Genomic DNA, 26,642 nt, shown 5'->3' on the forward strand with positions numbered 1-26,642 from the left:
TTGAGGACTACAACAATGATTATTTACGGTGTGGCGCTGTTGGCGATCTGTACGCTGGCAGGGGTGATCATGGGTGACATGCTCGGCGTGTTGCTGGGTGTGAAATCCAACGTCGGCGGGGTCGGGATCGCGATGATCCTGCTGATTTGCGCGCGGTTGTGGATGCAAAAACGCGGCGGCATGACCAAGGATTGCGAGATGGGCGTCGGCTTCTGGGGCGCCATGTACATTCCGGTGGTGGTTGCCATGGCGGCGCAACAGAACGTGGTCACCGCCCTGCACGGCGGCCCGGTGGCGGTGCTGGCGGCGATCGGTTCGGTGGTGCTCTGCGGCTGCACCATTGCGTTGATCAGCCGAACCCACAAAGGCGAACCCTTGCCCGATGAACCGGTGGACATAACACCGGTCGGCACGCCAGTAGGAGGTCGCTGATATGTGGGAACTCATTGAGAAAGGCCTGGTAAATAACAGTCTGGTCACGGCATTTGCGTTTGTTGGCGTAATCATGTGGGTGTCGGTGATTCTGTCCAAGCGCCTGACTTTCGGGCGGATTCATGGCTCGGCGATTGCCATCGTCATCGGCCTGGTGCTGGCGTGGGTTGGCGGCACCATGACCGGCGGGCAAAAAGGCCTGGCGGATCTGTCACTGTTTTCCGGCATCGGTTTGATGGGCGGCGCCATGTTGCGTGACTTCGCCATCGTTGCCACGGCGTTCGAGGTGCAGGCCACCGAAGCGAAAAAGGCCGGGATGATTGGCGTCATCGCGCTGCTGCTGGGCACGATTCTGCCGTTCATTGTCGGGGCGAGCATTGCCTGGGTGTTCGGTTATCGCGATGCGATCAGCATGACCACCATTGGCGCGGGTGCGGTGACGTACATCGTCGGGCCGGTGACGGGTGCTGCGATTGGGGCCTCATCCGATGTGATGGCGCTGTCGATTGCCACCGGGTTGATCAAGGCGATTCTGGTGATGGTCGGCACGCCGGTGGCGGCGCGCTGGATGGGCCTGGATAACCCGCGCTCGGCCATGGTGTTTGGCGGCTTGGCCGGGACTGTCAGCGGTGTGACCGCCGGGTTGGCGGCGACGGATCGGCGGCTGGTGCCGTATGGCGCGCTGACGGCGACGTTCCATACCGGGCTTGGATGCTTGCTTGGGCCTTCGTTGCTGTACTTCGTTGTTCGCGGGATCGTTGGTTAACGAATGACTGCTTCTTGTGGCGAGGGAGCTTGCTCCCGCTGGGCTGCGCAGTAGCCCCAACTTCTACCACCGAGGTGTATCAGGTAAATCCGGTGGCCTGGTTTTGCGGGCGCTCCGCACCCGAGCGGGAGCAAGCTCCCTCGCCACATTCAAGCCTGGCGATTGGCATACATCCGGCATTCCGCCAACAGCGCCAGCAGATTCGGGTCACGCTCCTTGGCCTTGAGAAACACCACGCCAATGTGCTGCTGCAACCGGTACTTTTCCTGCAATGGAATCAGCTTCACCCGGTTCTCATACACCGCCGCAATCCGCCCCGGCAGCAACGCATAACCCACCCCCGAGCTGACCATGCTCAGCAGGGTGAAGATGTCGTTGACCTGCATCGCCACCTTTGGCTCGAACCCCGCCTGCTTGAACACTCGAATGCCGTCCTGGTGCGTGGCGAAGCCTTGGGTCAAGGTGATGAACGTTTCGTCGCGCACCTCGGCCAGGTCGACTTCGCTCCGCTGGGCAAAGGGCGAGTCCGCCGGGGTGGCGAGGAAGATGTCATCGGAAAACAGCGGGATCTGTTCGCAGTCCGGGTCGTTGACGCTGTCGTCCAGTGACACCAGGATCGCGTCGACTTCCATGTTCTTGAGTTTGTACAGCAGGTCGATGTTCGAACCCAGGATCAGGTCGATATTGAGTTCGCTGCGGCGGATTTTCAGGCCCATGATCAGCTGCGGCACAGTCTTCACCGTCAGCGAATACAGCGAGCCGAGCTTGAAGCGTTCGGCGGAGAACCCGGCGGCTTCGCGGGTCAGGCGCACGGTTTCGAGCACGTCCTGAATCAGCTTCTGCGCCCGCTCTTCCAGCACATAAGCACTTTCCAACGGGGTCAGGTTGCGCCCTTCGTGCTTGAATAGCGGGCAACGCAGGGCGCTTTCCAGGGAGTGGATGGCGCGGTGCACGCTGACGTTGCTGGTCTGCAACTCGACGGCGGCGCGGGCCAGGTTGCCGGTGCGCATGAAGGCCAGGAACACTTCGAGTTTTTTCAGGGTCAACTCTTCATCGATCAACATGGGCCAGACTCTTATTCGTATGTCTCGATTGTGCCCAATTGGCTAACGTTTGGCTCGATGGCTTTCGTAGGGGGGCATTGTGTTCTGAAACATTGCGCTTTTAACCTTGAGGCCTGAGCCTTGCGCGCGGCGGTAATGAACGTAGAGGTGAGCAACACATGTATCACGGGGAAAGATTGAACGCCTGGACGCATTTGGTTGGGGCGGTGGCGGCATTGGTCGGGGGCGTGTGGCTGCTGGTGATCGCCAGTATGGATGGCAGTCCGTGGAAGATCGTCAGTGTGGCGATTTACGCGTTTACCTTGCTGGTGCTCTACAGCGCCTCGACCGTGTACCACAGCGTGCGTGGGCGCAAGAAAGCGATCATGCAGAAGGTCGATCACTTTTCGATCTACTTGCTGATTGCCGGTAGTTACACGCCGTTCTGCCTGGTGACCCTGCGCGGGCCATGGGGCTGGACCTTGTTCGGGATTGTCTGGGGGCTGGCGCTGATCGGTATCCTGCAAGAGATCAAACCGCGCTCGGAAGCACGGATTCTGTCGGTCGTGATTTACGCGGTGATGGGCTGGATCGTGCTGGTGGCGGTCAAGCCGTTACTGGCGGCACTGGGCCCTGTCGGCTTTACCTTGCTGGCGTCGGGCGGGGTGTTGTACACCGTGGGGATTATCTTTTTTGCCCTCGACCATCGTCTGCGCCACGCCCATGGGATCTGGCATCTGTTCGTGATAGCCGGGAGTTTGCTGCACTTTGTGGCGATTTGGTTCTACGTCTTGTGACTGCTTTTGTGGCGAGGGGGCAAGCCCCTCGCCACAAGTCCCTAGAAGTCACCCCAGAGTTGTTGGGCCACCGCCAATGCCACCACCGGCGCGGTTTCGGTGCGCAGCACGCGCGGGCCGAGGCGGGCGGCGTGGAAACCGCCAGCCTTGGCCTGTTCGACTTCGACGTCGGACAAGCCGCCCTCCGGACCGATCAGGAACGCCAGGCTTGCAGGTTTGGCGTGGCTCACCAGCGGCTCGGCCACCGGATGCAGCACCAGTTTCAATTCGGCCGCGGTCTGCTTCAACCAGTCAGCCAACAGCAATGGCGGATGAATCACCGGCACCCGTGAACGCCCACACTGCTCGCAGGCGCTGATCGCCACCTGACGCCAGTGCATCAGGCGTTTGTCGGCGCGTTCGTCCTTAAGGCGGACTTCGCAGCGGTCGGTGAAAATCGGCGTGATTTCGGTGACGCCCAGTTCGGTGGCTTTTTGAATCGCCCAGTCCATCCGCTCGCCACGGGACAAACCCTGGCCGAGATGGACCGCCAGCGACGACTCGACCTGACCGGTAAAGCTTTCATCGATTTGCACCACCACGCGCTTCTTGCCGACTTCCACCAGCGTGCCGCGAAACTCGTGGCCCGAGCCGTCGAACAGTTGCACCGCATCACCCTCGGCCATGCGCAGCACACGGCTGATGTAATGCGCCTGGGCTTCGGGCAACTCGTGTTCGCCGGTGCTCAAAGGGGCGTCGATAAAGAAGCGGGACAGTCTCATCTTGGGTCTCTACGGTAAGTTCGGATCGAGTTGCTTTTGTGGCGAGGGAGCTTGCTCCCGTTCGAGCGCGAAGCGGTCGCAAGGTTTACCTGACACTCCTCAGTGTCAGGTTTTTGGGGCTGCTACGCAGCCCAGCGGGAGCAAGCTCCCTCGCCACAGGGTTACTACTCAGTGGCAGCTAGCCCGGATCGCGATAGCCCGGATGAAAGTCCTTCGGTACCGCCACGCTGACGCTGTCACGGGTGGCGATGTCGATGCCTTCGCTGGCCACTTCGGCCAGAAAATCGATCTGCTCCGGGGTAATCACGTAAGGCGGCAGGAAATACACCACGCTGCCCAACGGCCTCAGTAAAGCACCTCGTTGCAGTGCATGCTGGAACACGGTCAAACCGCGACGTTCCTGCCACGGGTAAGCGGTCTTGCTGGCCTTGTCCTTGACCATCTCGATCGCCAGCACCATGCCGGTCTGGCGCACTTCAGAGACGTTCGGGTGATCGGCCAGGTGCGCGGTGGAGGAGGCCATGCGCTGGGCCAGAGCCTTGTTGTTCTCGATGACGTTGTCTTCTTCGAAGATATCCAGCGTCGCCAATGCCGCCGCGCAGGCCAGCGGATTGCCGGTATAGCTGTGGGAATGCAGGAAGGCGCGCAGGGTCGGGTAGTCGTCGTAGAACGCGCTGTAGACCTCATCGGTGGTCAGGCAGGCCGCCAACGGCAGGTAACCGCCAGTCAGGGCCTTGGACAGGCAGAGGAAGTCCGGGCGGATACCAGCCTGTTCGCAGGCGAACATTGTGCCGGTACGACCGAAGCCGACGGCGATTTCATCGTGGATCAGGTGCACGCCATAACGATCACAGGCGTCGCGCAGCAGCTTGAGGTACACCGGGTGATACATGCGCATGCCGCCGGCGCCCTGAATCAGCGGCTCCAGAATCACGGCGGCCACGGTATCGTGGTTGTCGGCCAGGGTCTGCTCCATGGCGGCGAACATGTTGCGTGAGTGTTCTTCCCAGCTCATGCCCTCGGGGCGCAGGTAGCAATCGGGGCTCGGCACCTTGATGGTGTCCATCAGCAGGGCTTTGTAGGTTTCGGTAAACAGCGGCACGTCGCCCACTGCCATCGCCGCCATGGTCTCGCCGTGGTAGCCGTTGGTGAGGGTGACGAAGCGTTTCTTGTTCGGCTGGCCGCGGTTGAGCCAGTAGTGGAAGCTCATTTTCAGCGCGACTTCAATGCACGATGAACCGTTATCGGCGTAGAAACACCGGGTCAGGCCTTCGGGCGTCATCTTCACCAGACGCTCGGACAGCTCGATCACCGGCTGATGGCTGAAACCGGCGAGGATCACGTGTTCCAGCTGATCGACCTGATCCTTGATGCGCTGGTTGATCCGCGGGTTGGCGTGGCCGAACACATTGACCCACCAGGAGCTGACGGCGTCGAGGTAGCGTTTGCCTTCGAAGTCTTCCAGCCACACGCCCTCACCGCGCTTGATCGGGATCAGCGGCAGCTGTTCGTGGTCTTTCATCTGGGTGCAGGGATGCCATAACACGGCGAGATCGCGTTCCATCCACTGTTTATTCAGGCCCATTTTCTGTCTCCTCGAGGCTACCCGTGACGTAGGCGGGTAAACAATCGCGCAAGCCTATGCAATGCGCGTCACGGGGACAACCCATTGTGTCGATTGAGCTACTTTGTATAGGACGATAGACGTCGCTGGCGGCGTTTTGATGGCTGACGTATTCTTCGCGGCTCTTTGAGTCGTCTGACTCGTAAAACCGCTATTTCCTCGTGTATTTCCGGAGTTCTCTGAATGTCTGCTGGTTGGCTGCGCGCCTGTGCGCTGGTGATGTTAGGGCTGTTCAGCGTTTCGGCGCTGGCCAAGGATAAAACGGCGATCGTGGTCGGCGGCGGGCTTTCGGGCCTCACCGCGGCGTACGAACTGCAGAGCAAAGGCTGGCAGGTCACCCTGCTGGAAGCCAAACCGACCCTGGGCGGTCGTTCCGGCATGGCCACCAGCGAGTGGATCGGCAACGACAAGACCCAACCGGTTTTGAACAAGTACATCTCGACGTTCAAGCTGAGCACCACGCCAGCCCCCGAGTTCGTGCGGACCCCGGGTTACCTGATCGACGGTGAATACTTCAGCGCCGCCGATCTGGCGACCAAACAGCCGGCCACCAGCGACGCGCTGAAACGCTACGAAAAGACCCTGGATGACCTGGCGCGCTCGATCGAAGACCCGCAAAACCCGGCCGCCAACAGCACGCTGTTCGCCCTGGACCAGATCAACGTGGCCAACTGGCTCGATCGCCTGAATCTGCCAGCCACTGCGCGTCAGTTGGTGAATCAGGAGATTCGTACCCGTTACGACGAACCTTCGCGCCTGTCGCTGCTGTATTTTGCCCAACAAAGCCGCGTCTACCGTGGCATTGCTGACCGTGATCTGCGCGCCTCGCGCCTGCCCGGCGGCAGTCCGGTGTTGGCCCAGGCCTTCGTCAAGCAACTGAAAACCATCAAGACCAGTTCCCCGGTTTCGTCCATTACCCAGGACAAGGATGGCGTGAGTGTCAAGGTCGGCAGCGTTGGCTATCAGGCGGACTACGTCGTGCTGGCCGTGCCGTTGCGCGCACTGAGCAAGATCCAGATGACTCCGGCGCTGGACGCCCAGCACATGGGCGCCATCAAGGGCACCAACTACGGCTGGCGTGACCAGATCATGCTGAAGTTCAAGACGCCAGTGTGGGAAAGCAAGGCGCGCATGTCTGGCGAGATCTACAGCAACGCCGGTCTGGGCATGTTGTGGATCGAGCCGGCCTTGAAGGGCGGCGCCAACGTGGTGATCAACATTTCCGGCGACAACGCGCGGGTGATGCAGGCCTTTGGCGACAAGCAAATGGCCGATCAGGTGCTGATTCGTCTGCACGCCTTTTATCCACAGGCACGCGGTTCGTTCACCGGTTATGAAATCCGCCGCTACAGCACCGACCCATCGATGGGCGGCGCTTACCTGGCCTTCGGTCCGGGGCAGATCAGCAAATACTGGCGCCTGTGGGAGCGTCCGCTGCAACGTGTAGCCTTTGCCGGCGAACACACTGACACCTTGTACCCAGGCACCCTGGAAGGCGCCTTACGCACCGGTCAGCGTGCAGCCAGTCAGCTGGAGGACCTGGCAGCGGGCAAATCGTTTGAACCGGCGAAAGTTGTGCCGGCAGCGACCGCTGCGGCGGCAGGCGCGGTAGTGGCGAAGAAAGGCAATTTCTTCAGCAACATGTTCGGTGGTTCGTCCGATAAAGCGGCCGACAAGGCAGAACCTGCGAAGGTTGAAGCGAAAGCTGAAGAGACCAAGCCTGGCTTCTTCTCGCGGATGTTTGGTGGTGGCTCCGACAAGGCTCCGGCCAAGGCGCCAGAACCCGTGGCCCCCGTTGCTCCGGCACCCGCGCCAGTTGCTGCGCCGGCTCCGGCACCTGCACCGGTTGAGGCACCGAAGCCAGTGGTGCCGGCGCAAGCCGAGCCGGTGAAGAAAGCACCGGCCAAAGCGCCAGTGAAAAAGCCTGCTGCCAAAACCGGGGCCAAAAAGGCTCCGGCCAAGGCAACGGCGAAAAAGGCTGAGCCAGTGAAGAAACCAGTGGCGAGTACCGCTGCGAAGGCACCGGTGGCGACTGAAACCAAGACACAGTAAGTCTTGGGATCAAAAAAAGCGCGGCAGAGATGCCGCGCTTTTTTTATGTCTTTGCACCCTCGTAGAGGCCGGCTGATTCTTTGGTACTAAGGTAGATCGACGATATGGACTTCGTCGCCTTGGTAGTCGCTGATATAGGCGCAGTTATGATGATCAAGAACCATATGATGCGGGTCGATAGCCCCAGGGATGGGAAACCTGCGAACAATCTTATGGGTGGCGGTATTCACTTCCACGACCTCTTTTTCGGTGTGATCAACGGCGTAAGCGTTCTTTTTGCTAAACACTATTTCCCCTTCGCAAGCCACAAAATCGAAATGCCGGGTGGTCAGTGACCGGGTGTCCAACACGGTCAGTCTTCGAGCGTCCAGACCCACGATATACACTTTTCTACCGTCGGGACTGACAGTAACGGCTGACGGATATTTTTCGGTTTTGATGATGTTGATGACTTCGAACGTCTTGCTGCTGATGACCGTGAGCGCGTCCTGAAAAGGGCGACCAGGGGAATCGGTACTGGAAATATAGAGACGCGAATCGTCCTGGCTGATGTCCACACTTATGGACGGTGAAGGTAACCCTCGGACTCTGCTCACCACATAAGTGCGAGCGTCAATTATCGCCAGCCACTCTTTATCCTGCCGTACGGTGACGTAAACATGCCTCCCGTCCCGGCTCGCGACGACTCCCCAAGGGTGTCTACCCACCGTGATGTTACCCACCGCGTATGTTTCGGTGTCAATAACCGAAACCGAACTTGAACCGTAGTTGGTCACGTAAGCTCTTTTCCCCTCATGGCCAAGGGCAATGCTTCGGGGATACTGCTCCACGGCGATGGTGCGGATTACCTTTTTGTTCCGGGTGTCGATGACGGACACATTGTCCGACATGTAATTGCAAACAAATACACGTGATCCATCGTTGCTGATGGCCATCCCTCGCGGTCCTTCCCCTACGGGTATTGAATTGGATTGACTGCGTGTTATCACGGGGGATGAACTCGAATTGTGACTCATGGTAGAACTCCTGTTCAGACACTTGGACTGACGTCCAAGTTCAAGTTCATCAATGACCTGCAATGAAAGCCACTGTTAAATGTGACAGTTCTGACGAGTGGTATCGGCTCATAAATGAATATAAGGAGGGTGCGTGAAGGTTTTTTCCTTCGTTTAACACTCTCTTAACCTCTCGCCCCCAAGGTCTTGATCGTATTTCTCGATATTTCAGAGCGAAATTTTCCGCTTTAAATCGATAGATAACTCGATAGTCTTGGGCGCAGTTCTTACAGGATTTGGGCAATGCAGCTACGTAACTCTTCTTCCCGCTACGGTTGGGTCAGCATCTTTATGCATTGGGGTGTGGCGTTGGCCGTCTTCGGCCTGTTTGCGTTGGGGTTGTGGATGGTCGGTCTCGATTACTACAGCACCTGGCGTAAAGACGCGCCGGATCTGCACAAGAGCATTGGTCTGGTGTTATTTGCCGTGATGTTGCTGCGGGTAGTGTGGCGCTTCATCAGCCCACCGCCGCCGCTCTTGCCAAGCTATAGCCGCATGACCCGCCTTGGCGCCAAGTTCGGCCATTCGTTCCTTTATCTCAGTCTGTTCGCTGTGATGATCGCCGGTTACCTGATTTCCACTGCAGACGGTGTCGGGATTCCGGTGTTTGGCCTGTTTGAAATTCCTGCACTGGTTTCCGGACTACCGGACCAGGCAGACACCGCGGGTGTGATTCATTTGTACCTGGCCTGGCTGCTGGTAATTTTTTCCGGTTTCCATGCGTTGGCTGCATTGAAGCACCACTTTATCGATCGTGATGCGACCCTGACGCGAATGCTGGGGCGCAAAGCCTGATGTTCTACCTCGACTCCAAAGGAATAGAAAGCATGTTGAAAAAGACGCTCGCCGCTCTGGCAATCGGTTCTGCTCTGCTGTCGGCTAACGTGATGGCGGCCGACTATGTGGTCGACAAAGAAGGCCAGCACGCCTTTGTTGACTTCAAGATCAGCCACTTGGGCTACAGCTACATCATCGGTACCTTCAAGGATATCGACGGCAAGTTCAGCTTCGACGCTGCCAAGCCTGAAGACAGCAAGATCGAGTTCAATGTGCGCACCGCCAGCGTGTTCACCAACCACGCCGAACGCGACAAGCACATCGCCAGCGGTGACTTCCTGAACGTGGGCAAATTCGCCGACGCCAAGTTCGTCTCCACCAGTGTCAAACCTACCGGTAAAAACGCCGCAGGCAAAGACACTGCCGACGTGACCGGCAACCTGACCCTGCTGGGCGTGACCAAGCCAATCGTAGTCAAAGCCACATTCCTGGGTGAAGGCAAGGATCCATGGGGCGGCTACCGTGCCGGCTTCGAAGGCACCACCAGCATCAAGCGTTCCGATTTCGGCAAGCAGAAAGACCTGGGCCCAGCGTCCGACGCAGTCGATCTGTACGTGACGTTTGAAGGTGTCAAAGCGAAATAATCTTCGCACCTGACACAAAAACGCCCCCGATCTCACGATCGCGGGCGTTTTTTATGGTCGGAGAAAATCTGCAGGGATGTTCTCAACTGAAATGAAAATGCCCCGATCGCAAGATCAGGGCATTTTTTATAACGGTGCTAACTCAGCGGTTGCGGGTCAGCAATGCTGGTTTTTCGCCGCGCGGACGGCCTGGCAGTTGATCCAGTTGCTCAGGGGTCGGGAAGCGATCGCTTTTCGACTCCTTGTGAATGATCTTCGGTGCCGGGCTCCGCGGGTTCTGCACGGCCGGTTCCGAACGAGACTGGTCGTCACGGGCCGGACGGCGGTTGCGGGACTCTTCGCGACGGGCCTGGCCGTCACGTGGAGCGCCGTTGCGTGGGCCACTGCGCTTGGCCGGTGGGGTGCCGGTGGTTGCGCCGCTGCTGTTGCGCGGACCGTTCTGGCGGCCTTGTGGCTGACCGGCGCGCGGAGCGCCAGCGCCTTGTGCCGGTGCGCCCGGACGGCGGCCACGGCCCTGAGCCGGTTTGGCTTGAGGCACGTAGTCGACGCGGTTACCGAAGTTATCGATATCGTCGTCCAGGAACTCGTCCGGAGCACGGTCGGCGGCGGCGCGAGGAGCCGGGCGCTGTTGTTCGCGAGCCGGAGTGCCTTCGCGTGGCTTGTGTTCACGGGCCGGGCGCTCGCCACGGCCGGCGGCAGGTTTTTCCTTGCCACCCTTGTCCTTGCCTTTGTCTTTACGACCGCCACCACCACCGCTGCCGTTCGGGCCGTCGCCGCGTGGGCCACGTGGGGCGCGCGGGTTACGCACATCCGGACGCTCGCGGACTTCCGGTTTCTCGGCTTCCACAGCGCTGGAGTCGAAGCCCATCAGGTCGCCGTCGGCGATTTTCTGCTTGGTCATGCGCTCGATGCTTTTCAGCAGTTTTTCTTCGTCCGGAGCGACCAGCGAGATCGCCTCGCCCGAACGACCGGCACGGCCGGTACGACCGATACGGTGCACGTAATCTTCGTCGACGTTTGGCAGTTCGAAGTTGACCACATGAGGCAACTGGTCGATGTCGAGGCCACGAGCAGCGATGTCGGTGGCGACCAGGATGCGCACTTCACCGGCCTTGAAGTCGGCCAGGGCCTTGGTGCGGGCGTTCTGGCTCTTGTTGCCGTGGATCGCGACGGCGGTGAGGCCGTGTTTGTCCAGGTACTCGGCCAGGCGGTTGGCGCCGTGCTTGGTGCGAGTGAATACCAGCACCTGTTCCCAGGCGCCGGCAGTAATCAGGTGTGCCAGCAACGAACGCTTGTGGCTGGCGGCCAGACGGAATACGCGTTGTTCGATCCGCTCGACCGTGGTGTTCGGTGGCGTGACTTCGATGCGTTCCGGGTTGTGCAGCAGCTTGCCGGCGAGGTCGGTGATGTCTTTGGAGAACGTCGCCGAGAACAACAGGTTCTGCCGTTTGGCCGGGAGGCGGGCGAGGACCTTTTTCACGTCATGGACAAAGCCCATGTCGAGCATGCGGTCGGCTTCGTCCAGCACCAGGATTTCCACGTGGGACAAATCGACACTGCCTTGGCCGGCGAGGTCGAGCAGGCGACCTGGGCAGGCCACCAGCACGTCGACACCACGGGACATGGCTTGAACCTGCGGGTTCATGCCGACGCCACCGAAGATGCAGGCGCTGACGAACTTCAGGTCACGGGCATAGACCTTGAAGCTCTCGTGCACCTGAGCCGCGAGTTCGCGGGTTGGGGTCAGGACCAGTACGCGTGGTTGGCGCGGGCCGTGACGCTGGGATTTGTCCGGGTGACCGTTGGGAAACAACCGCTCCAGAATCGGAAGGGCGAAGCCACCGGTTTTACCAGTACCTGTCTGAGCCGCAACCATCAGGTCGCGACCTTGCAACACGGCGGGAATGGCCCGCTGTTGCACCGGAGTAGGCTCGGTATAGCCCGCTGCCTCGATGGCGCGGACTAAAGCCTCGGAGAGACCGAGGGAAGCAAAGGACATGAGTAATCCTGTTTTAGTTAGGGCTTGGCCCAATGGGAGTCTTGCCTGGCGCGAATGGCGTTTAAGAGGACGCAATCCCGTCCGGTCCTGCTGGGCCTCGAAGGCTCGTCTGGAGCGCTCGCGCGGGCTGAAAAGCTGCGCTGTAGCGGGATCGAGATGCCTTGAACAAGTCCGAGCGTCCGGGCGTGAGCCTGGCGGGAAGGCCGGAGTATAACAGAGCAATCACTGTGCGCCGCTTTCCTGCTGCTCAACGGTTTTTCCACCGGTTGCGGTGGCGCTGGCGGCCCGGGCTTCGGCAGCCGGACCGGCACCATAGCGGGCGCTCAGTTCGGCGTAGGCCGGTTCGCGCTTGAAGCGCTTGAGCTCGGCGCCGAAACGCTGCACCAGCAAATCCATCCCGGCATTGCGGCGCACCGCCAGATACTGGCTCTGCTGGCTGATGACGGTCGGGTTCTCGGTGATCTTGTCGCGGATGTCCAGTTGATCGAGCAAGTGCTGGCCGACCCGGCGATCGGTGATCAACAGGTCGATCCGCCCACGCACCAGTTTGCCGAAGTTGGCTTCATGGGTAGGCGCCGGTTCCCGGGTAAACAACGTCGATTCGCTGAAATCCTTGCTGTACAGGTAGCCCGGCGAGGTGCCGATGGTCAGGCCTTTCAGGTCGTCCAGGGTGCGAAACGGGAACGGCCGTTCATTGGCGTAGAACATCACGAATTCGACTTGCGAGAGCGGTTCGCTGGGGTAGAGCAGGGTCGCTTCGCGTTCATCGCTGTGGAAAATATCCAGCACACCGTCCGCCTGGCCTTGCTCAAGCATCGACAGGCAGCGTTTCCACGGCAAGAACTGCCATTCCACGTCAATCCCCAGGCGCTTGAAGACGATGGCCGTGGTTTCGTAGTCGAGCCCGAGGTTCTTGCCGCCTTCTTCATAGACGTAGGGCGCCCAGGGTTCGGTGACAATACGCAGCTTCTCGCCGCGAGCGGTGAAGCTCAGGCAAGTGAATAGAAGCACGGTCAGTAACTGGGTGATCAGGGGCATGGCTTGAGATTACGACGAGAAATCATAAAGAGCCAGAAACCGGATCCAGAAGCTCTGGATCGGGCATTAAAAGCAAAAGATCGCAGCCTTCGGCGGCGCCTGCAGAGGTACATATTCCCCTGGAGGCGCTGCCGAAGACTGCGATCTCTTGATCTTGCGTTAACGGCTATTAGCGCGGCAACTTCAGGTTGTTCCACACCGCCAGGCTCGGTTCAGCCTGGTTCAGTGTGTAGAAGTGCAGCCCCGGTGCGCCACCTTGCAACAGGCGTTCGCACATCTCGGTGATGACTTGCTCACCAAAGCTTTGAATGCTCTGGGTGTCGTCGCCGTAGGCTTCCAGTTGCTTGCGGATCCAGCGCGGGATTTCCGCACCGCAAGCGTCGGAGAAGCGCGCCAGCTTGCTGTAGTTGGTAATCGGCATGATCCCCGGCACGATCGGGATGTTCACACCCTTCGCCTGTACACGCTCGACGAAGTAGAAATAACTGTCGGCGTTGAAGAAGTACTGGGTGATCGCACTGTTGGCACCGGCGTTGGCCTTGCGCACGAAGTTGTTGAGATCGTCTTCGAAATTGCGCGCTTGCGGATGCATTTCCGGGTAAGCGGCGATTTCGATGTGGAAATGATCGCCAGTCTCTTCACGAATGAATTCAACCAGGTCATTGGCGTGACGCAACTCGCCGCTGGCCATGCCCATGCCCGAGGGCAGGTCACCGCGAAGCGCGACGATTCGCTGGATGCCGGCTGCCTTGTACTGGGTCAGCAGGCCGCGCAGATCGTTCTTGCTGTCACCCACGCAAGACAGATGCGGAGCGGCAGGGACTTTGACTTCACTTTCCAGCTGCAGCACGGTGTTGAGGGTGCGATCACGAGTCGAACCGCCAGCGCCGTAGGTGCAGGAGAAGAAGTCGGGATTATAGGTCGCCAGCTGACGGGCAGTGGCGATCAGTTTTTCATGCCCAGCATCGGTCTTCGTCGGGAAGAATTCGAAGCTGTAGCGACGTTCTTGGGACATGGTCATATCCTTGGAAACACGTAAGCCTTGTAGGCGCCGTGCTTCCTGTAGGAGCGAAGCTTGCTCGCGAAGCAGGCGCCGCGGTCTTTCAGCAGCACCGCGGTGAAGCGTTCGCGAGCAAGCTTCGCTCCTACAGGAAGCGTGGTTCCTGCATAAGTCCGCTCCCATGGGGAGCGGACTGCTGGACCGATCAGTAGCGGTAAGCGTGCGGCTTGAACGGGCCTTCGACGGTAACGCCGATGTAGTCAGCCTGTTGCTTGGTCAGTTGAGTGACCACGCCGCCGAAACCGCGGACCATTTCCAGGGCCACTTCTTCGTCGAGTTTCTTCGGCAGTACTTCAACGGTCAGGCGCTCGGCTTTCTGGGCTGGCGACAGGTCGGCGTACTTCTGGCCGAACAGGAAGATCTGCGCCAGAACCTGGTTGGCGAACGAACCGTCCATGATGCGGCTTGGGTGACCAGTGGCGTTACCCAGGTTAACCAGACGGCCTTCGGCCAGCAGAATCAGGTAGTCGTCGTTCTGAGCGTCGAAAGCGCCTGGACCGGTGCGGTGAACCTTGTGAACCTGCGGCTTCACTTCTTCCCATGCCCAGTTCTTGCGCATGAAAGCGGTGTCGATTTCGTTGTCGAAGTGACCGATGTTGCAGACCACAGCGCGTTTCTTCAGGGCTTTGAGCATGTTTGCGTCGCAAACATTGACGTTGCCGGTGGTGGTCACGATCAGGTCGATCTTGCCCAGCAGCGCTTTGTCGATACTCGCTTCGGTACCGTTGTTGATACCGTCGATGAACGGCGAAACCAGTTCGAAACCGTCCATGCAGGCTTGCATGGCGCAGATCGGGTCGACTTCGGAGACTTTAACGATCATGCCTTCCTGACGCAGGGACTGGGCCGAGCCCTTGCCCACGTCACCGTAACCGATGACCAGCGCTTGCTTGCCGGACAGCAGGTGGTCGGTGCCGCGCTTGATCGCGTCGTTCAGGCTGTGACGGCAGCCGTACTTGTTGTCGTTCTTGCTCTTGGTCACCGAGTCGTTGACGTTGATGGCCGGGATTTTCAGCTCGCCCTTGGCCAGCATGTCCAGCAGGCGGTGAACGCCGGTGGTGGTTTCTTCGGTGACGCCGTGAACGCGGTCCAGTACTTGTGGGTACTTCTTGTGCAGCAGCTCGGTCAGGTCGCCGCCGTCGTCGAGGATCATGTTGGCATCCCAAGGCTGGCCATCCTTGAGGATGGTTTGCTCCAGGCACCACTCGTACTCTTCTTCAGTCTCGCCTTTCCAGGCGAACACCGGGATGCCGGCAGCGGCGATCGAAGCGGCGGCCTGATCCTGAGTCGAGAAAATGTTGCAGGACGACCAGCGTACTTCGGCACCCAGGGCAACCAGGGTTTCGATCAGCACGGCAGTCTGAATAGTCATGTGGATGCAGCCGAGAATCTTCGCGCCCTTGAGCGGTTGCTCGACGGAGTACTTGCGGCGCAGACCCATCAGGGCCGGCATTTCGGATTCGGCGATGATGGTTTCGCGACGGCCCCAGGCAGCCAGGGACATGTCGGCGACTTTGTAATCGTTAAAATCTGCAGGCGTGATAACAGCGCTCATGAAGAGCCTCCATTCGTAATGTATGCGAATGGGCGCCGTTGTGCGTTTAGTGTCTGGCCGTGGCCAGTCAACGCCCCATCCGAGCCTGACAGGTTGAACCTGCTGCAGCGCCCCTCGGACAGGTGGCGGGAAAACGGTAGCAAGTGAAGGTTACCGTTTTGAAACGGGGGCGATTATAGCGGGCTATGCTGATCTTCCAAAGCGTTTCTGTTGGTCAATGTCCGAACGGTAATCGAGACCATAGTCGATGCTTGATAGAGCTCTAGTCCGGGCTCTGCCATGATGGCCGGCATCAATCGGCAAGACGGTCAGGAGTGAGTATGAATTTCCACACCCGCAAATGGGTAAAACCCGAAGACCTCAACCCCAACGGCACGCTGTTCGGCGGCAGCCTGCTGCGCTGGATCGACGAAGAAGCGGCGATCTACGCCATCGTCCAGTTGGGTAATCAGCGCGTGGTCACCAAGTACATTTCCGAAATCAACTTCGTCAGCGCCTCGCGTCAGGGCGACATCATCGAGCTGGGCATCACCGCCACCGAGTTCGGTCGCACCTCGATCACTCTGACCTGCGAAGTGCGCAACAAGATCACTCGCAAGAGCATTTTGACGGTAGAGAAGATGGTGTTCGTGAACCTGGGCGAAGACGGCCTGCCCATGCCGCACGGTCGGACCGAGATCAGGTACGTCAAAGACCAGTTCAAGGATGACGAGATCGGCGGGTGATTGTTGTTTCTGTGGCGAGGGAGCTTGCTCCCGTTGGGCCGGGCCGGGCTGGCGCTCCAGCGCGAAGCGGCCCTGAAATCTGTCATTGGGTTCTTTCAGGCAGGCTTCACGTCAGCTTACGACTGCTTCGCAGCCAAGCGGGAGCAAGCTCCCTCGCCACAGGGTTTGCTGCGTTCCCCCGGTAGTGAACAGCTCCGAACTCCGCGTGTCGTACGTAAACGACACGCCACCGGTTCAGGAGCAGCCTTATGGACACGCCCAACGACGGCAAGACCCCGGACCTCTCGGCACAGGAACAGCGCGAGGTCGATAAAAACCAGCCCCCGCGTGCGGCGGTGCTGCACGAAATCATTCGCACCCAAGGCGATCAGGAACTCGAACGTAGCGTTGCGGCACTGTGGTGGTCGGCGCTGGCTGCCGGCCTGACCATGGGCCTGTCGCTGATGGGCATGGGACTGCTCAACTCGCGCCTGCCGGACGGCGAAGGCTACAAGGTGATCGCCAGCTTCGGTTATTGCGCCGGTTTTCTCGCGGTGATTCTCGCCCGTCAGCAACTCTTCACCGAAAACACCCTGACCGCCGTGCTGCCGATCATGAGCAAGCCAACGTTGGGTAATGTCGGTCGGTTGCTGCGGCTGTGGACGGTGGTGCTGGTGGGCAACCTCTGCGGCACCTTGCTGGTGGCATATGTGATGCTGCACCTGCCGATATTCGACAGCAAGACCGATCTGGCCTTCCTTGAGATCGGGCGCAAGGTCATGGAGAACGATGCCGGCAAGATGCTCGCCAAAGGCATCATCTCCGGCTGGATGATCGCCACCATGGTCTGGATGATCCCGTCCATGGAAAGCGCCAAGATGTGGATCATCATCCTCATCACCTATTTCATGGCGCTGGGCGATTTCACCCACATCGTGGTCGGATCGGTCGAGGTTTCTTACCTGGTGTTTGCCGGCGAGTTGCCGTGGAAGGATTTCTGGTGGGTGTTCGCAGGTCCCACGCTGGTGGGGAACATTATTGGCGGCAGTTTTATCTTCGCGCTGATCAGTCACGCGCAGATTCGCAGTGAAAGCGGGCCGCCGAAGACCTCTGCGGAGCGGACTCAGGAATCCGAACCGCAGAAGATCAAAAAATGATCAATGTCAGCCAGAGACGTTGATTGCGGCAGCACTGCGACGTTGCAGGTAGATGAAGAACAGCGCCGTCAGCAGCGTGAATACGCTGACCAGTGCGCCGGTCCACGGCAAGTCCGCCAGGTCCGCGCCACTGGCCACCACCAGTCCGCCAATCCAAGCCCCGGCGGCGTTGCCGAGATTGAATGCGCTTTGATTCAACGTCGACCCGAGGTTTGGCGCCTCATGGGCCTGATCGATAATCAGCAATTGCAGGATCGGGCACAGCGCGAAGGCGAAGATGCCCCACAACACCAGCGTGATCGCCGCCGGTATCACTGAATGGCTGGTTTGGCTGAAGGCGGCCAGCACGATGGCCACGGCCAATGTCATCCCCACCAGCGAAGGCAGCAAACGACTGTCCGCCAATCGGCCGCCGAGCATGCTGCCCCCGGTCAAGCCGACCCCGAACAACAGCAACATGATGGTTACGCCATGCGGACTGACGCCGGTGATGTCCTGCAGGATCGGCGCAATGTAAGTGAACACGCTGAACAGGCTGGTGGACGCCAGCACGCTCATGCCCAGCGCCAGCAGCACATTGACCTTGCCCAGCACTTTGAATTCGCTGGCCAGGTTGGCTTTGTCCATGGGGATTTCCTTGGGCAGCCAGACCCACTGCGCAATGGCCGCAATCACGCCAATCACCGACACTGCCCAGAAGGTCGAGCGCCAGCCGGCGTATTGCCCCAGCGCAGTGCCTAATGGCACGCCCAGCACGTTGGCCAAGGTCAGGCCGGTGAACATCATGGCAATTGCCTGGGCTCGTTTGTTCGGTGCCACCAGACTGGCGGCGACCACTGAGCCGATGCCGAAAAACGCGCCATGGCACAGCGCGGTGATCACTCGTGCGGCCATCAAGGTGGCGTAGTTCGGCGCCAGGGCGCAGAGGATGTTGCCGAGAATGAACATCAGCGTCATGCCCAGCAGTGTGGCTTTGCGCGGCATGTTGGCGGTGCCGACCGCGAGAATAGGCGCACCGAACACCACGCCCAGGGCATAACCGGTGATGAGCAGGCCAGCATGAGGAATGCTCACGGCGAGGTCGCGGGCGACATCGGGCAGCAAGCCCATGATGACGAACTCAGTGGTGCCGATGCCGAAAGCGGCAACGGCCAGTGCAAGCAAGGCGAGTGGCATGCGCAAGGTCTCTGTCGGTAGTCTTGACGCTTTGATCAGGCATACGCAGGCCGACGACCGTTCTCGATGAGAGCGGGCAGAGGCAGGAGTTATTGGAATTAGTCTGTGCGCAACTGAGTGCGGCGTGGTCGCTTGCAGTATAAACAGCTGCGGACATATGGCGAATCAAATCTCTGTCCCGCGATGTAGGGGCAATACAAGGAGTGTGCCGTGCTTGCGACAATTCTGGTGTTGGTGGCGGCGCTGTTGCACGCGGCGTGGAATACCCTGATCAAGTTCAGCGCGGAGCGGCTGTTGGTGGTGGCCTGCATGGACAGCGTGGCGTTGCTGTTTGTCGCGCTGATGCTACCCTTCGTGGCGCTGCCGCCACTGGATATGTGGCCGTGGATTCTTGCGTCGGCGGCATTCGAGTTGCTCTATCGCTACCTGTTGATCCAGGCCTATCGGGTCGGCGATCTCGGCCTGGTCTATCCGTTGATGCGTGGCCTGTCACCGTTGGTGGTGCTGGCGCTGACGCTGATCTTCGCCGGAGAAGTGCTGACGGCTCAGCAGATCTTCGGGATTTTGCTCATCCCGTTCGGCATGGTGTGCCTGCTCTGGCAGGGCGGTGGCGGGGTGCGCCTGCCGTGGTCGATGCTGCCGGTGGTGGCGCTGATCGGCTTGTGCATCGGCTGCTACACCTTCATCGATGGCCAGGCCTTGCGGCGCTGGTCCCATCCGCTGGACTACCTGGTTTGGGTCACAGTGCTCAGTGCCTGGCCGTTCCCATTGCTGGCGCTGGTGCGCAAACGCCCTGCGTTCATGCTGTTCTGGCGTGAGCAGTGGCGGTTGGGGTTGGCGGTCGGGTTCTGCGTATTGTTCAGCTACGCTCTGGTGCTGTGGGCCATGCAGCTCGGATCGATTGCCGAGGCAGCGGCGCTGCGCGAGATCAGCGTGATTCTGGTGGTGCTGTTCGGCATGCGCTACCTCAAAGAACCTTTTGGCAAGCCACGGCTCTTAGCCTGTGGACTGGTATTGATCGGCATGTTGGTGATGAAGTTTTAGTCGCCGCTGATGGAATTCGATTCTCTACAACTTGAAGAAGGGACTGCGTTATGACGGTTGCTCTGTGGTGCATTTTGATTGCGATCTGCTTGCCTTATCTGTGCACAGGCGTCGCCAAGTTCAGCAATGGCAAGTTCGGGCTGAAACAGAATCACGACCCAAGGGCGTTTCTGGATTCGCTCGAAGGCGTGGCCAGGCGTGCGCATTCGGCGCAGTTGAACAGCTTCGAAGTGACCCCGGCGTTTGCCGCGGCGGTGATCGTGGCGCATCTGGCCGGCAATGCCGAACTGGTGACGATCAATGTGCTGTCGGTGCTGTTCATCACCAGTCGGCTGCTGTACATCATTTGCTATCTGGCGGACTGGGCGATTCTGCGGTCGCTGGTGTGGGCCATTGGCATGGGGCTGATTGTCAGTTTCTTTGTGGTGTCTGTTTAACGGCAAGATCAAAGGATCGCAGGCTGCGCCATTCCCAGCAGGGATCGATGTTCATTCGCGATATTGCGACGAACGCTCTCGATGTTGAAGCTGGCGCAGCCTGCGATCTTTTGCTTCTAAAGTTTGTCAGCCACCTGCGGCACCTGAGGCAACGCCGCCCCTTTTGGCCAGAGCATCCAGATCTGCCCCTGCTGTTTCATGTCGCCGGCCAATTGCCCGGCCGCCTCGCCCGTGCCCCAGAACAGGTCCGCGCGGACCTCGCCGGCAATCGCGCCGCCGGTATCTTGAGCGGCCACCGGACGCACCAGTGCGCTGCCGTCCGGTCGCGTCGTCGATAACCACAACAGGCTACCGAGCGGAATCACCTTGCGATCCACTGCCGCGCTATAACCCGCGGTCAATGGCACATTCAGCGAACCGCGCGGCCCTTCGTTGCTGTCCGGGTTGCGATTGAAGAACACGTAGCTGGGGTTGCTGCCGAGCAGTTCGGGAATGCGCGTCGGATTGGCCTTGGCCCAGTTATCGATGGCGCTCATGGTTACCTCTTCTTTCTTCAGCTCGCCCTGATCCACCAGCCAGCGGCCGATAGGTCGATAGGGGTGGCCGTTCTGGTCGGCATAACCAATGCGCAATTGACGGCCGTCATCGAGCTGGATGCGCCCCGAACCCTGGATTTGCAGGAACTGCAGGTTCATCGGGTCGGTCAGCCAGGCAATCACTGGCGCCTTCACGCCATTGGTTTCAATGGTTGCTGCATCGTCATAAGGCTTGAGCACGCGACCTTCGAGTCGTCCGCGCAGGCGTTTGCCTTTGAGTTCCGGGTAAATGCTGTCCAGCGAGACGATGATCATGTCCTCGGGCACGCCGTACACCGGGATGTTCGCTTGCTTGGTCTGGGTCAGGCTGCCGGGATACACCGGTTCGTAGTAACCGGTGATCAGGCCGTTGGGGTTGTCATTGGCGGCGCGCAGGCCGTAGACGTCGAGGTTCTGTTTGAGAAAACCACGGATGTCGCTGGCGGTTGGCTGCACGTTGGCGGAAGCGGCACAGGTGCCACCCCAGACCGGGTCGGCCTTGAGTCGGGTGCAGGCGCTGCGCCACGAGCCAAAACCGGCGACGAGGTCATTGTCGGACACCACTGGAAGGGCTTCCCAGGTAGCGCTGGAGTAGGTCGCCAGTGCGTGGGTTTTCGGTTTGCTACTGTCGCCACCGGTGCAGCCAGCAAGTATGGCCACCATCGGAAGGGTCCAGGCCAGGTTGTGACGCCACGCCTTGAAACGGCTGTTCATGGAGTAATTCCTTTGCCGGTTGCCTGAGTGCTCCATGCGCTCAAACAACCCGTATTGATAATAGGGCTATTGGTCTTTGCCGGTGACGCGAGGATACTGGCCGCCGTTTCCAGTGATCTGAAGCCACCATGACTCTTAAAAGACTCTCTGTTGTATTGCTGGCCTGCCTGACCTTGTCCGCCTGCGGCGGTGTCGACCCGAACTCGCCTCTGGGCCAGCGCAAGGCGATCTTCAAGCAAATGCTCAAGACCGGCGAAGACCTGGGTGGCATGTTGCGTGGGCGTATTCCGTTCGATGGCCCGAAATTCGCCGACGGTGCCGTGAAGCTCGACGCGTTGTCCCATGAGCCGTGGAAACATTTCCCGCAGGTGCGCGAAGCAGATCACACCAGCGCGAAGGATGATGTCTGGCAGAAGCAGGCACGCTTCCAGGAAATGGCCCGCACCCTCGAAGGCGCCACCGGTGAACTGGTGATCGCCAGCCAGGTTCAACCTTACAAGGCCAGCAACCTGGGGCCGGCGGTGCAGAAAGTCGAAGACGCCTGTAGTGCCTGCCATAAAGAGTTTCGGGATCATTGAGGCGGCGTGTTCAAACCGGATTACTTATCCAGCTCGTCGAGCGCGTCCTGTAAATCCTTGCGCGATTGAGCCAGTTTGTCTTTGCGCTTGTTGATCTTCTCGGCGTCGCCTTTTTTCATCGCCTTGTCGAGGTCGGCCTGACGCCGGCTGACTTCGTGCTTGGCGTCGAGCACCTTGTTTTCCCTTTCCTTCTTCAAGGAAGCGTCGGTGCAATGGGCGGTGACCTCGCTCAGGGCGGTTTCCAGGCCAGCCTGTTGATCGGCGTTGCCGTGAGACTTGGCCAGTTCAATCTGGTTGATGATGCCTTGTTTTTTTGCGGCGCAGCCGGTCAGACCCGGGGCGTCTTCGTCGGCCATTAATGGAGCGGCCATCACGCTGCACAGGGTCAACAAGGCGAGCGGTGAAAGAAGTTTCATAAAGGCTCCAGGTGAAAAAATCGATGTAGCGATGGGCTGTTTGAGCGCATCGGTACCTATGGGTTCCCAGGCTGACGGGCGTCGCCGGCTGCTAAAAACCGTCAATCCCGGCAACACGTAATGTCTCGCTCAAGGCCAGGACCTGCGGGTCGCGGAAAAATGCGCTCAGTTGCGCCGCGCGTCCCGGGCCGATGCCGGTTTCGGCCTGCCATTGTTCGGTGTTTCGTTGCGCCAGCACCTGCCATGAATCGGCGAGCTGTGCCTGGCCGGTCGGCGGCAAGCCCAGGGCTTTGAGCCAGCGAGCGAACGGTCGTTGCCGGGCGCTGTTGAAACTGTTCAAAAGACGAGCACTGCTGCGTTCGCCGAAGCCGTCAATGTTAGCAAGCTCTTGCTCATCGAGGGTCAACCAATCGAGCAGGTTGTCGAGACGTTCGGCCTTGAGCAGTTTCTCCCAAGTGCCCGGCCCGACATGCGGCAAGGCCAGCCCCTGTTTGCCGCTGAGCCAGGCCAGCCGTGCGAGAAACTGGCTTTCGCATCCGGGTGTCGGCTGCCAGCAACTCAACGGATGAAAATCTGCTGCCAGCGGTGCGTTCAATTCAGGACGTTCGGTGCTGCGCAATACCACACCGTCGAGCCTGGGGATGGTCAGCCCGGCCAGGCTGATGGCGACCTGATCGCCGGGACGAATGTCCAGCGCTTCCCAGCGCTGCAGGGAGCTGACGCTGACACGCTTGATCTGCCGGTCATCGAGCATCACCGGTGCCAGATCCAGCACCGGTGTGATCCGGCCGGTCCGTCCAATCTTGAAGTGGACCTTGCGCACCTCGGCCAACGCCTGGGCGAAGGGGTACTTCCAGGCGACACTCCAGAAAGGCGTTTTCGCCTGCCAGCGCTCGGCGGGTGGGCGCTGTTTCTGTCGTAAAACGACGCCGTCGCTGGCAAAGGGCAGGGGGGAGCGATACCAGTAATCGCGCCAGCGTTCGGCATCGGCGAATGCCTCGATCGGCTGGCTGTAGGGCGCGGTGCTCGGGAATCCCAGCTCATCCAGAGCCGCCACGCGGGCGGGCAGGCTTTTCGGGCCTTGTGGCCAGTCCCAGACGAACACGCCGATACCGGCGGCTTGCTCGGGGTTCAGCGTCTTGCGTGCCATTAACCCGGCCACCGTGGCGCGGGCATTGAGGCTGCCGGCCTCGGCTTGCACGTGTTCGGTCAGGCGCCAATAGAGTTCGCCTTGCAACAGCAGGTCGAGCGGTTGTGGAAGTTTTTGAGGGATGGCGGCGATCTGGCGCGCTGAGGCAGTCCAGTCGTGGCCGGTTATCCCGTCACCACGACTGATCGCCTGGTGCAGCCAGCCGTTGCGATAGATCAACGTCACAGCCACACCGTCGACCTTGGGTTGAATCCAGACCTCATCCCGATTTTTCAGCCAGGCTTCGACGGCGCGCCCATCGCGCAGTTTTTCCAGGCCGGTGTGGACGATGGGGTGAGCAATCGTGCCACCGGCAGTGCGCAACGGTTCGGCTGAAGGGCCTGAGTCAAAACATTCGCGCCATTCGCTTAGTCGTATGCGGGATTGATCATAGAGTTCATCGGCGACCAAAGAGCGTCCTTCGCGATGATAGCTGTCGTCCCAGAGGTCGATTCGCTTTTGCAGTGCGTTGATTTCGTCCAGAGCGCGGGCCGGCGGCCAATCGGGGCAGTCGGCGGCATTGGCGGTCAGGCAGGTGAGGGTCAGCAGGAAACCGAAAAACAGGCGCAGGTTGGGCAGCATCGAGAGCGTCCTTGCTCGTTGGGATGCTTTCAAGGCTAGTCAGGTTTCGAGTGTGGAGTGCAGAGGTGTAATTCTGCGTGTTTCGAGGTGGGATCTTCTTCATGAAAAAGCCCCGCACGGCGAACCGTGCGGGGCTTTTTGTACAACCGGAGAAGTCTTACAGGCCGGCAGCAGAACGCAGAGCGTCGGCGCGGTCGGTTTTTTCCCAGGTGAACGTGGTGAACGTATCGTCGCCCACGGTTTTGGTTTCCGGGGTGCGACCGAAGTGGCCGTACGCAGCGGTGTCCTGGTACATCGGGTGCAGCAGGTCGAGCATGGTGGTGATCGCGTATGGACGCAGGTCGAACACTTCGCGGACCAGTTTGACGATCTTGTCGTCGCTGATCTTGCCGGTGCCGAAGGTGTTCAACGAAATCGAAGTCGGTTGAGCGACGCCGATTGCGTAGGAAACCTGAATCTCGCAACGCTCGGCCAGGCCGGCAGCCACGATGTTCTTGGCCACATAACGACCGGCGTAGGCCGCCGAACGGTCAACCTTCGATGGATCTTTACCGGAGAACGCGCCGCCGCCGTGACGGGCCATGCCGCCGTAGCTGTCAACGATGATCTTGCGACCGGTCAGGCCGCAGTCGCCCACCGGGCCGCCGATGATGAACTGGCCAGTCGGGTTGATGTGGAACTGGGTGTCCTTGGACAGCAGTTCGGCAGGCAGCACGTGCTTGACGATCAGTTCCATCACGCCTTCGCGCAGGTCTTTGTAGGACACTTCCGGGTTGTGCTGGGTCGACAGTACAACGGCGTCGATACCGACAACCTTGCCGTTTTCGTAGCGGCAGGTCACTTGCGACTTGGCGTCTGGGCGCAACCAAGGCAGCAGGCCGGACTTGCGGGCTTCGGCCTGGCGCTGAACCAGTTGGTGCGAGAAGGTGATCGGTGCTGGCATCAGCACGTCGGTTTCGTTGCTGGCATAGCCGAACATCAGGCCCTGGTCGCCGGCGCCCTGGTCTTCAGGCTTGGCACGGTCAACACCCTGGTTGATGTCGGGGGACTGCTTGCCGATGATGTTCATCACGCCGCAGGTCGCGCCGTCGAAACCGACATTGGAGCTGTTGTAGCCGATGTCGAGAATCACGTTACGGACGATGTCTTCCAGATCGACCCAGGCCGACGTGGTGACTTCACCTGCGATGATTGCCACGCCGGTTTTCACCAGAGTCTCGCACGCCACGCGGGCGAACTTGTCTTCAGCAATGATGGCGTCCAGCACCGCATCGGAAATCTGGTCGGCGATTTTGTCCGGATGCCCTTCAGACACGGACTCGGAGGTGAAGAGGGAGTATTCGCTCATCTCGATTTTTTCCTGAATTTACCGATGGTGAGTGTCGCCAGCCGGTCGCTGAAAATGGCGGACCTGTATCTGGAAACCATTACGTAAGCCTACATAGAGGCTTTCCCCGGGAACGAGTCCCGCAGCGGTGGCCCAACGGGCCAGATCGTCCTGTTCAAACCCCAACCAGAGATCACCGCAGGCCTCCCTGGCCCAACTCTGGTTGTGGCTACATAACTCTGTCACTAACAGGCTACCGCCTGGTTGCAGCAAACCGGCCATGTGCTTGAGCGCTTCGGCCGGCGCGGCAAAATGGTGCAGCACCATGTTCAATACAACGCAGTCGGCCTGAAGGTTTACACCGTTCAATGCATCGGCCAATTGCAGGCTGACGTTAGCCAGCGTTTCACGTTCGCAGACCTGGCGGGCCAGTTCGAGCATCGCCGGGCTGTTGTCCAGCGCCGTGACCTGAGTGAAGCGACGCGCCAGCTCCGGCAGAAAGGCACCATCGCCGGGGCCTACTTCGATGGCCGTGGCGCCGGGGCCGAAACTCAGCTTGTCGAGCAGGGCCACCACGCTTTCGCGGTATTGCGGCAGGCCGGCGATCAAGTCTTGCTGGGCGCGAAACTTCTCCGCGACCCGCGAGAAAAAGTCCTGGCTGGCCGCCTCACGTTGCCCGTGGACCTGAGCGATCCGCGCCTGGACGTCAGTCGGCAGGGTCAGGTTATCCACTTCTTCGAGCAGCGCGGCATGCAGCTTGCCGCCCAGCAGATCGGTGTGGGGCAGGGCACGACGGTAGAAAATCGCATTGCCTTCACGGCGGGTCGCCACCAGTTCGGCCTGGGCCAATACCTTGAGGTGATGACTCATGCCGGACTGACCGATGCCGAAGATCTGCGCCAGTTCCAGTACGCCGAACGAATCGTTGGCCAGCGCGCGCAATACATTCAGCCGCAGAGGATCGCCGCCGGCCTTGCACAGGGCCGCCAGCTCATCGCAATCGTCATGTTGAATGGAAGGCACGCGCAGATTCATAAGGCCAGCAGTCTAGTGACGGTAAGAAAACACCGCAAGAGCAATATCAAAAAGTTTTGATATTGGTCGATAGATGGCACTTCTTAACGTTAGTTTCAGTCCACA

25 protein-coding genes and 1 riboswitch are annotated in these 26,642 nt (G+C 59.8%); of the genes, 11 read left to right on the forward strand and 14 right to left on the reverse strand.

Features of this window, described 5'->3' with window-relative positions; genetic code table 11:
- The first annotated feature begins 15 nt into the window (after positions 1-15).
- Together madL and madM are read left to right on the forward strand one after the other, a co-directional pair.
- Positions 16-432 (forward strand): malonate transporter subunit MadL, encoded by a 417-nt coding sequence (gene madL, locus ACEN8R_RS26215; protein ID WP_018928727.1) that lies wholly within the window; start codon positions 16-18, stop codon positions 430-432.
- A gap of 1 nt (position 433) precedes the next feature.
- Positions 434-1,198, forward strand: coding sequence for a malonate transporter subunit MadM (gene madM / locus ACEN8R_RS26220; RefSeq protein ID WP_018928728.1), 765 nt, complete (start codon positions 434-436; stop codon positions 1,196-1,198).
- 149 nt (positions 1,199-1,347) lie between these two features.
- Here the strand turns inward: madM and ACEN8R_RS26225 are convergent, their stop codons facing one another.
- The gene (locus ACEN8R_RS26225) at positions 1,348-2,262 is read right to left on the reverse strand and encodes a LysR family transcriptional regulator (protein ID WP_019580637.1); all 915 of its coding nucleotides are present in this window, start codon (positions 2,260-2,262) and stop codon (positions 1,348-1,350) included.
- 158 nt (positions 2,263-2,420) lie between these two features.
- Between ACEN8R_RS26225 and trhA the strand changes: the two genes are divergently transcribed.
- Positions 2,421-3,038 (forward strand): PAQR family membrane homeostasis protein TrhA, encoded by a 618-nt coding sequence (gene trhA, locus ACEN8R_RS26230; protein ID WP_018928730.1) that lies wholly within the window; start codon positions 2,421-2,423, stop codon positions 3,036-3,038.
- Between the two features lie 41 nt (positions 3,039-3,079).
- Here trhA and ACEN8R_RS26235 read toward each other — a convergent pair whose 3' ends face one another.
- Together ACEN8R_RS26235 and ACEN8R_RS26240 are read right to left on the reverse strand one after the other, a co-directional pair.
- The gene (locus ACEN8R_RS26235) at positions 3,080-3,799 is read right to left on the reverse strand and encodes a 16S rRNA (uracil(1498)-N(3))-methyltransferase (protein WP_018928731.1); all 720 of its coding nucleotides are present in this window, start codon (positions 3,797-3,799) and stop codon (positions 3,080-3,082) included.
- Between the two features lie 178 nt (positions 3,800-3,977).
- Positions 3,978-5,384, reverse strand: coding sequence for an adenosylmethionine--8-amino-7-oxononanoate transaminase (locus ACEN8R_RS26240; RefSeq protein WP_018928732.1), 1,407 nt, complete (start codon positions 5,382-5,384; stop codon positions 3,978-3,980).
- 222 nt (positions 5,385-5,606) lie between these two features.
- Here ACEN8R_RS26240 and ACEN8R_RS26245 point away from each other — a divergent pair, with 222 nt between their 5' ends.
- The gene (locus ACEN8R_RS26245; protein ID WP_477743629.1) at positions 5,607-7,475 is read left to right on the forward strand and encodes a flavin monoamine oxidase family protein; all 1,869 of its coding nucleotides are present in this window, start codon (positions 5,607-5,609) and stop codon (positions 7,473-7,475) included.
- A gap of 86 nt (positions 7,476-7,561) precedes the next feature.
- Here the strand turns inward: ACEN8R_RS26245 and ACEN8R_RS26250 are convergent, their stop codons facing one another.
- Complete coding sequence (locus ACEN8R_RS26250) at positions 7,562-8,410, reverse strand: YncE family protein (RefSeq protein WP_018928734.1); 849 nt, start codon at positions 8,408-8,410, stop codon at positions 7,562-7,564.
- A 363-nt stretch (positions 8,411-8,773) separates the two neighbouring features.
- On the opposite strand from ACEN8R_RS26250, the gene ACEN8R_RS26255 reads away from it, so the two are divergent.
- Together ACEN8R_RS26255 and ACEN8R_RS26260 are read left to right on the forward strand one after the other, a co-directional pair.
- The gene (locus tag ACEN8R_RS26255) at positions 8,774-9,325 is read left to right on the forward strand and encodes a cytochrome b (protein WP_018928735.1); all 552 of its coding nucleotides are present in this window, start codon (positions 8,774-8,776) and stop codon (positions 9,323-9,325) included.
- A 32-nt stretch (positions 9,326-9,357) separates the two neighbouring features.
- Complete coding sequence (locus tag ACEN8R_RS26260; RefSeq protein WP_018928736.1) at positions 9,358-9,951, forward strand: YceI family protein; 594 nt, start codon at positions 9,358-9,360, stop codon at positions 9,949-9,951.
- A gap of 142 nt (positions 9,952-10,093) precedes the next feature.
- Here the strand turns inward: ACEN8R_RS26260 and rhlE2 are convergent, their stop codons facing one another.
- The 4 genes from rhlE2 to ahcY all read right to left on the reverse strand — a co-directional run bounded on the left by rhlE2 (position 10,094) and on the right by ahcY (position 15,603).
- The gene (rhlE2, locus tag ACEN8R_RS26265; protein ID WP_018928737.1) at positions 10,094-11,950 is read right to left on the reverse strand and encodes an RNA helicase RhlE2; all 1,857 of its coding nucleotides are present in this window, start codon (positions 11,948-11,950) and stop codon (positions 10,094-10,096) included.
- 222 nt (positions 11,951-12,172) lie between these two features.
- Entirely contained in the window at positions 12,173-12,988 is an 816-nt protein-coding gene (locus ACEN8R_RS26270) for a substrate-binding periplasmic protein (RefSeq protein WP_018928738.1), read from the reverse strand.
- Between the two features lie 169 nt (positions 12,989-13,157).
- Positions 13,158-14,003 carry a methylenetetrahydrofolate reductase [NAD(P)H] gene (gene metF, locus ACEN8R_RS26275; RefSeq protein ID WP_018928739.1) on the reverse strand — a complete coding sequence of 282 codons (846 nt, stop codon included), beginning with the start codon at positions 14,001-14,003 and terminating at the stop codon, positions 13,158-13,160.
- Positions 14,004-14,193: 190 nt separating this feature from the next.
- On the reverse strand, positions 14,194-15,603 hold the full coding sequence (gene ahcY / locus ACEN8R_RS26280; RefSeq protein WP_018928740.1) for an adenosylhomocysteinase: 1,410 nt from the start codon (positions 15,601-15,603) through the stop codon (positions 14,194-14,196).
- Positions 15,604-15,626: 23 nt separating this feature from the next.
- A riboswitch (S-adenosyl-L-homocysteine riboswitch) is annotated at positions 15,627-15,725 on the reverse strand.
- A gap of 198 nt (positions 15,726-15,923) precedes the next feature.
- Here ahcY and ACEN8R_RS26285 point away from each other — a divergent pair.
- Positions 15,924-16,328, forward strand: coding sequence for an acyl-CoA thioesterase (locus tag ACEN8R_RS26285; protein WP_018928741.1), 405 nt, complete (start codon positions 15,924-15,926; stop codon positions 16,326-16,328).
- Between the two features lie 248 nt (positions 16,329-16,576).
- A complete protein-coding gene (locus tag ACEN8R_RS26290; RefSeq protein WP_258612782.1) occupies positions 16,577-17,464 on the forward strand; it encodes a formate/nitrite transporter family protein in 888 nt (295 codons plus the stop codon).
- Positions 17,465-17,470: 6 nt separating this feature from the next.
- Here the strand turns inward: ACEN8R_RS26290 and ACEN8R_RS26295 are convergent, their stop codons facing one another.
- Positions 17,471-18,640, reverse strand: coding sequence for an MFS transporter (locus ACEN8R_RS26295; protein ID WP_018928743.1), 1,170 nt, complete (start codon positions 18,638-18,640; stop codon positions 17,471-17,473).
- Positions 18,641-18,850: 210 nt separating this feature from the next.
- On the opposite strand from ACEN8R_RS26295, the gene ACEN8R_RS26300 reads away from it, so the two are divergent.
- Positions 18,851-19,684 (forward strand): EamA family transporter, encoded by an 834-nt coding sequence (locus ACEN8R_RS26300; protein WP_204124779.1) that lies wholly within the window; start codon positions 18,851-18,853, stop codon positions 19,682-19,684.
- A gap of 50 nt (positions 19,685-19,734) precedes the next feature.
- A complete protein-coding gene (locus ACEN8R_RS26305) occupies positions 19,735-20,121 on the forward strand; it encodes an MAPEG family protein (protein ID WP_018928745.1) in 387 nt (128 codons plus the stop codon).
- A 116-nt stretch (positions 20,122-20,237) separates the two neighbouring features.
- Here the strand turns inward: ACEN8R_RS26305 and mltA are convergent, their stop codons facing one another.
- A complete protein-coding gene (gene mltA / locus ACEN8R_RS26310) occupies positions 20,238-21,410 on the reverse strand; it encodes a murein transglycosylase A (protein WP_258612781.1) in 1,173 nt (390 codons plus the stop codon).
- Between the two features lie 128 nt (positions 21,411-21,538).
- Here mltA and ACEN8R_RS26315 point away from each other — a divergent pair, with 128 nt between their 5' ends.
- The gene (locus ACEN8R_RS26315) at positions 21,539-21,988 is read left to right on the forward strand and encodes a c-type cytochrome (protein ID WP_086944420.1); all 450 of its coding nucleotides are present in this window, start codon (positions 21,539-21,541) and stop codon (positions 21,986-21,988) included.
- A 20-nt stretch (positions 21,989-22,008) separates the two neighbouring features.
- Here ACEN8R_RS26315 and ACEN8R_RS26320 read toward each other — a convergent pair whose 3' ends face one another.
- The 4 genes from ACEN8R_RS26320 to ACEN8R_RS26335 form a co-directional block, all read right to left on the reverse strand.
- The gene (locus ACEN8R_RS26320) at positions 22,009-22,404 is read right to left on the reverse strand and encodes a DUF1090 domain-containing protein (RefSeq protein ID WP_018928748.1); all 396 of its coding nucleotides are present in this window, start codon (positions 22,402-22,404) and stop codon (positions 22,009-22,011) included.
- A gap of 91 nt (positions 22,405-22,495) precedes the next feature.
- Entirely contained in the window at positions 22,496-24,175 is a 1,680-nt protein-coding gene (gene ligB / locus ACEN8R_RS26325; RefSeq protein ID WP_495624457.1) for an NAD-dependent DNA ligase LigB, read from the reverse strand.
- A 157-nt stretch (positions 24,176-24,332) separates the two neighbouring features.
- Positions 24,333-25,523 (reverse strand): methionine adenosyltransferase, encoded by a 1,191-nt coding sequence (gene metK / locus ACEN8R_RS26330; protein WP_007937912.1) that lies wholly within the window; start codon positions 25,521-25,523, stop codon positions 24,333-24,335.
- Between the two features lie 18 nt (positions 25,524-25,541).
- Positions 25,542-26,537 carry an ArsR/SmtB family transcription factor gene (locus tag ACEN8R_RS26335; RefSeq protein WP_018928750.1) on the reverse strand — a complete coding sequence of 332 codons (996 nt, stop codon included), beginning with the start codon at positions 26,535-26,537 and terminating at the stop codon, positions 25,542-25,544.
- Positions 26,538-26,642: the final 105 nt, after the last annotated feature.

The organism is Pseudomonas sp. Pseusp15, from assembly GCF_059492165.1.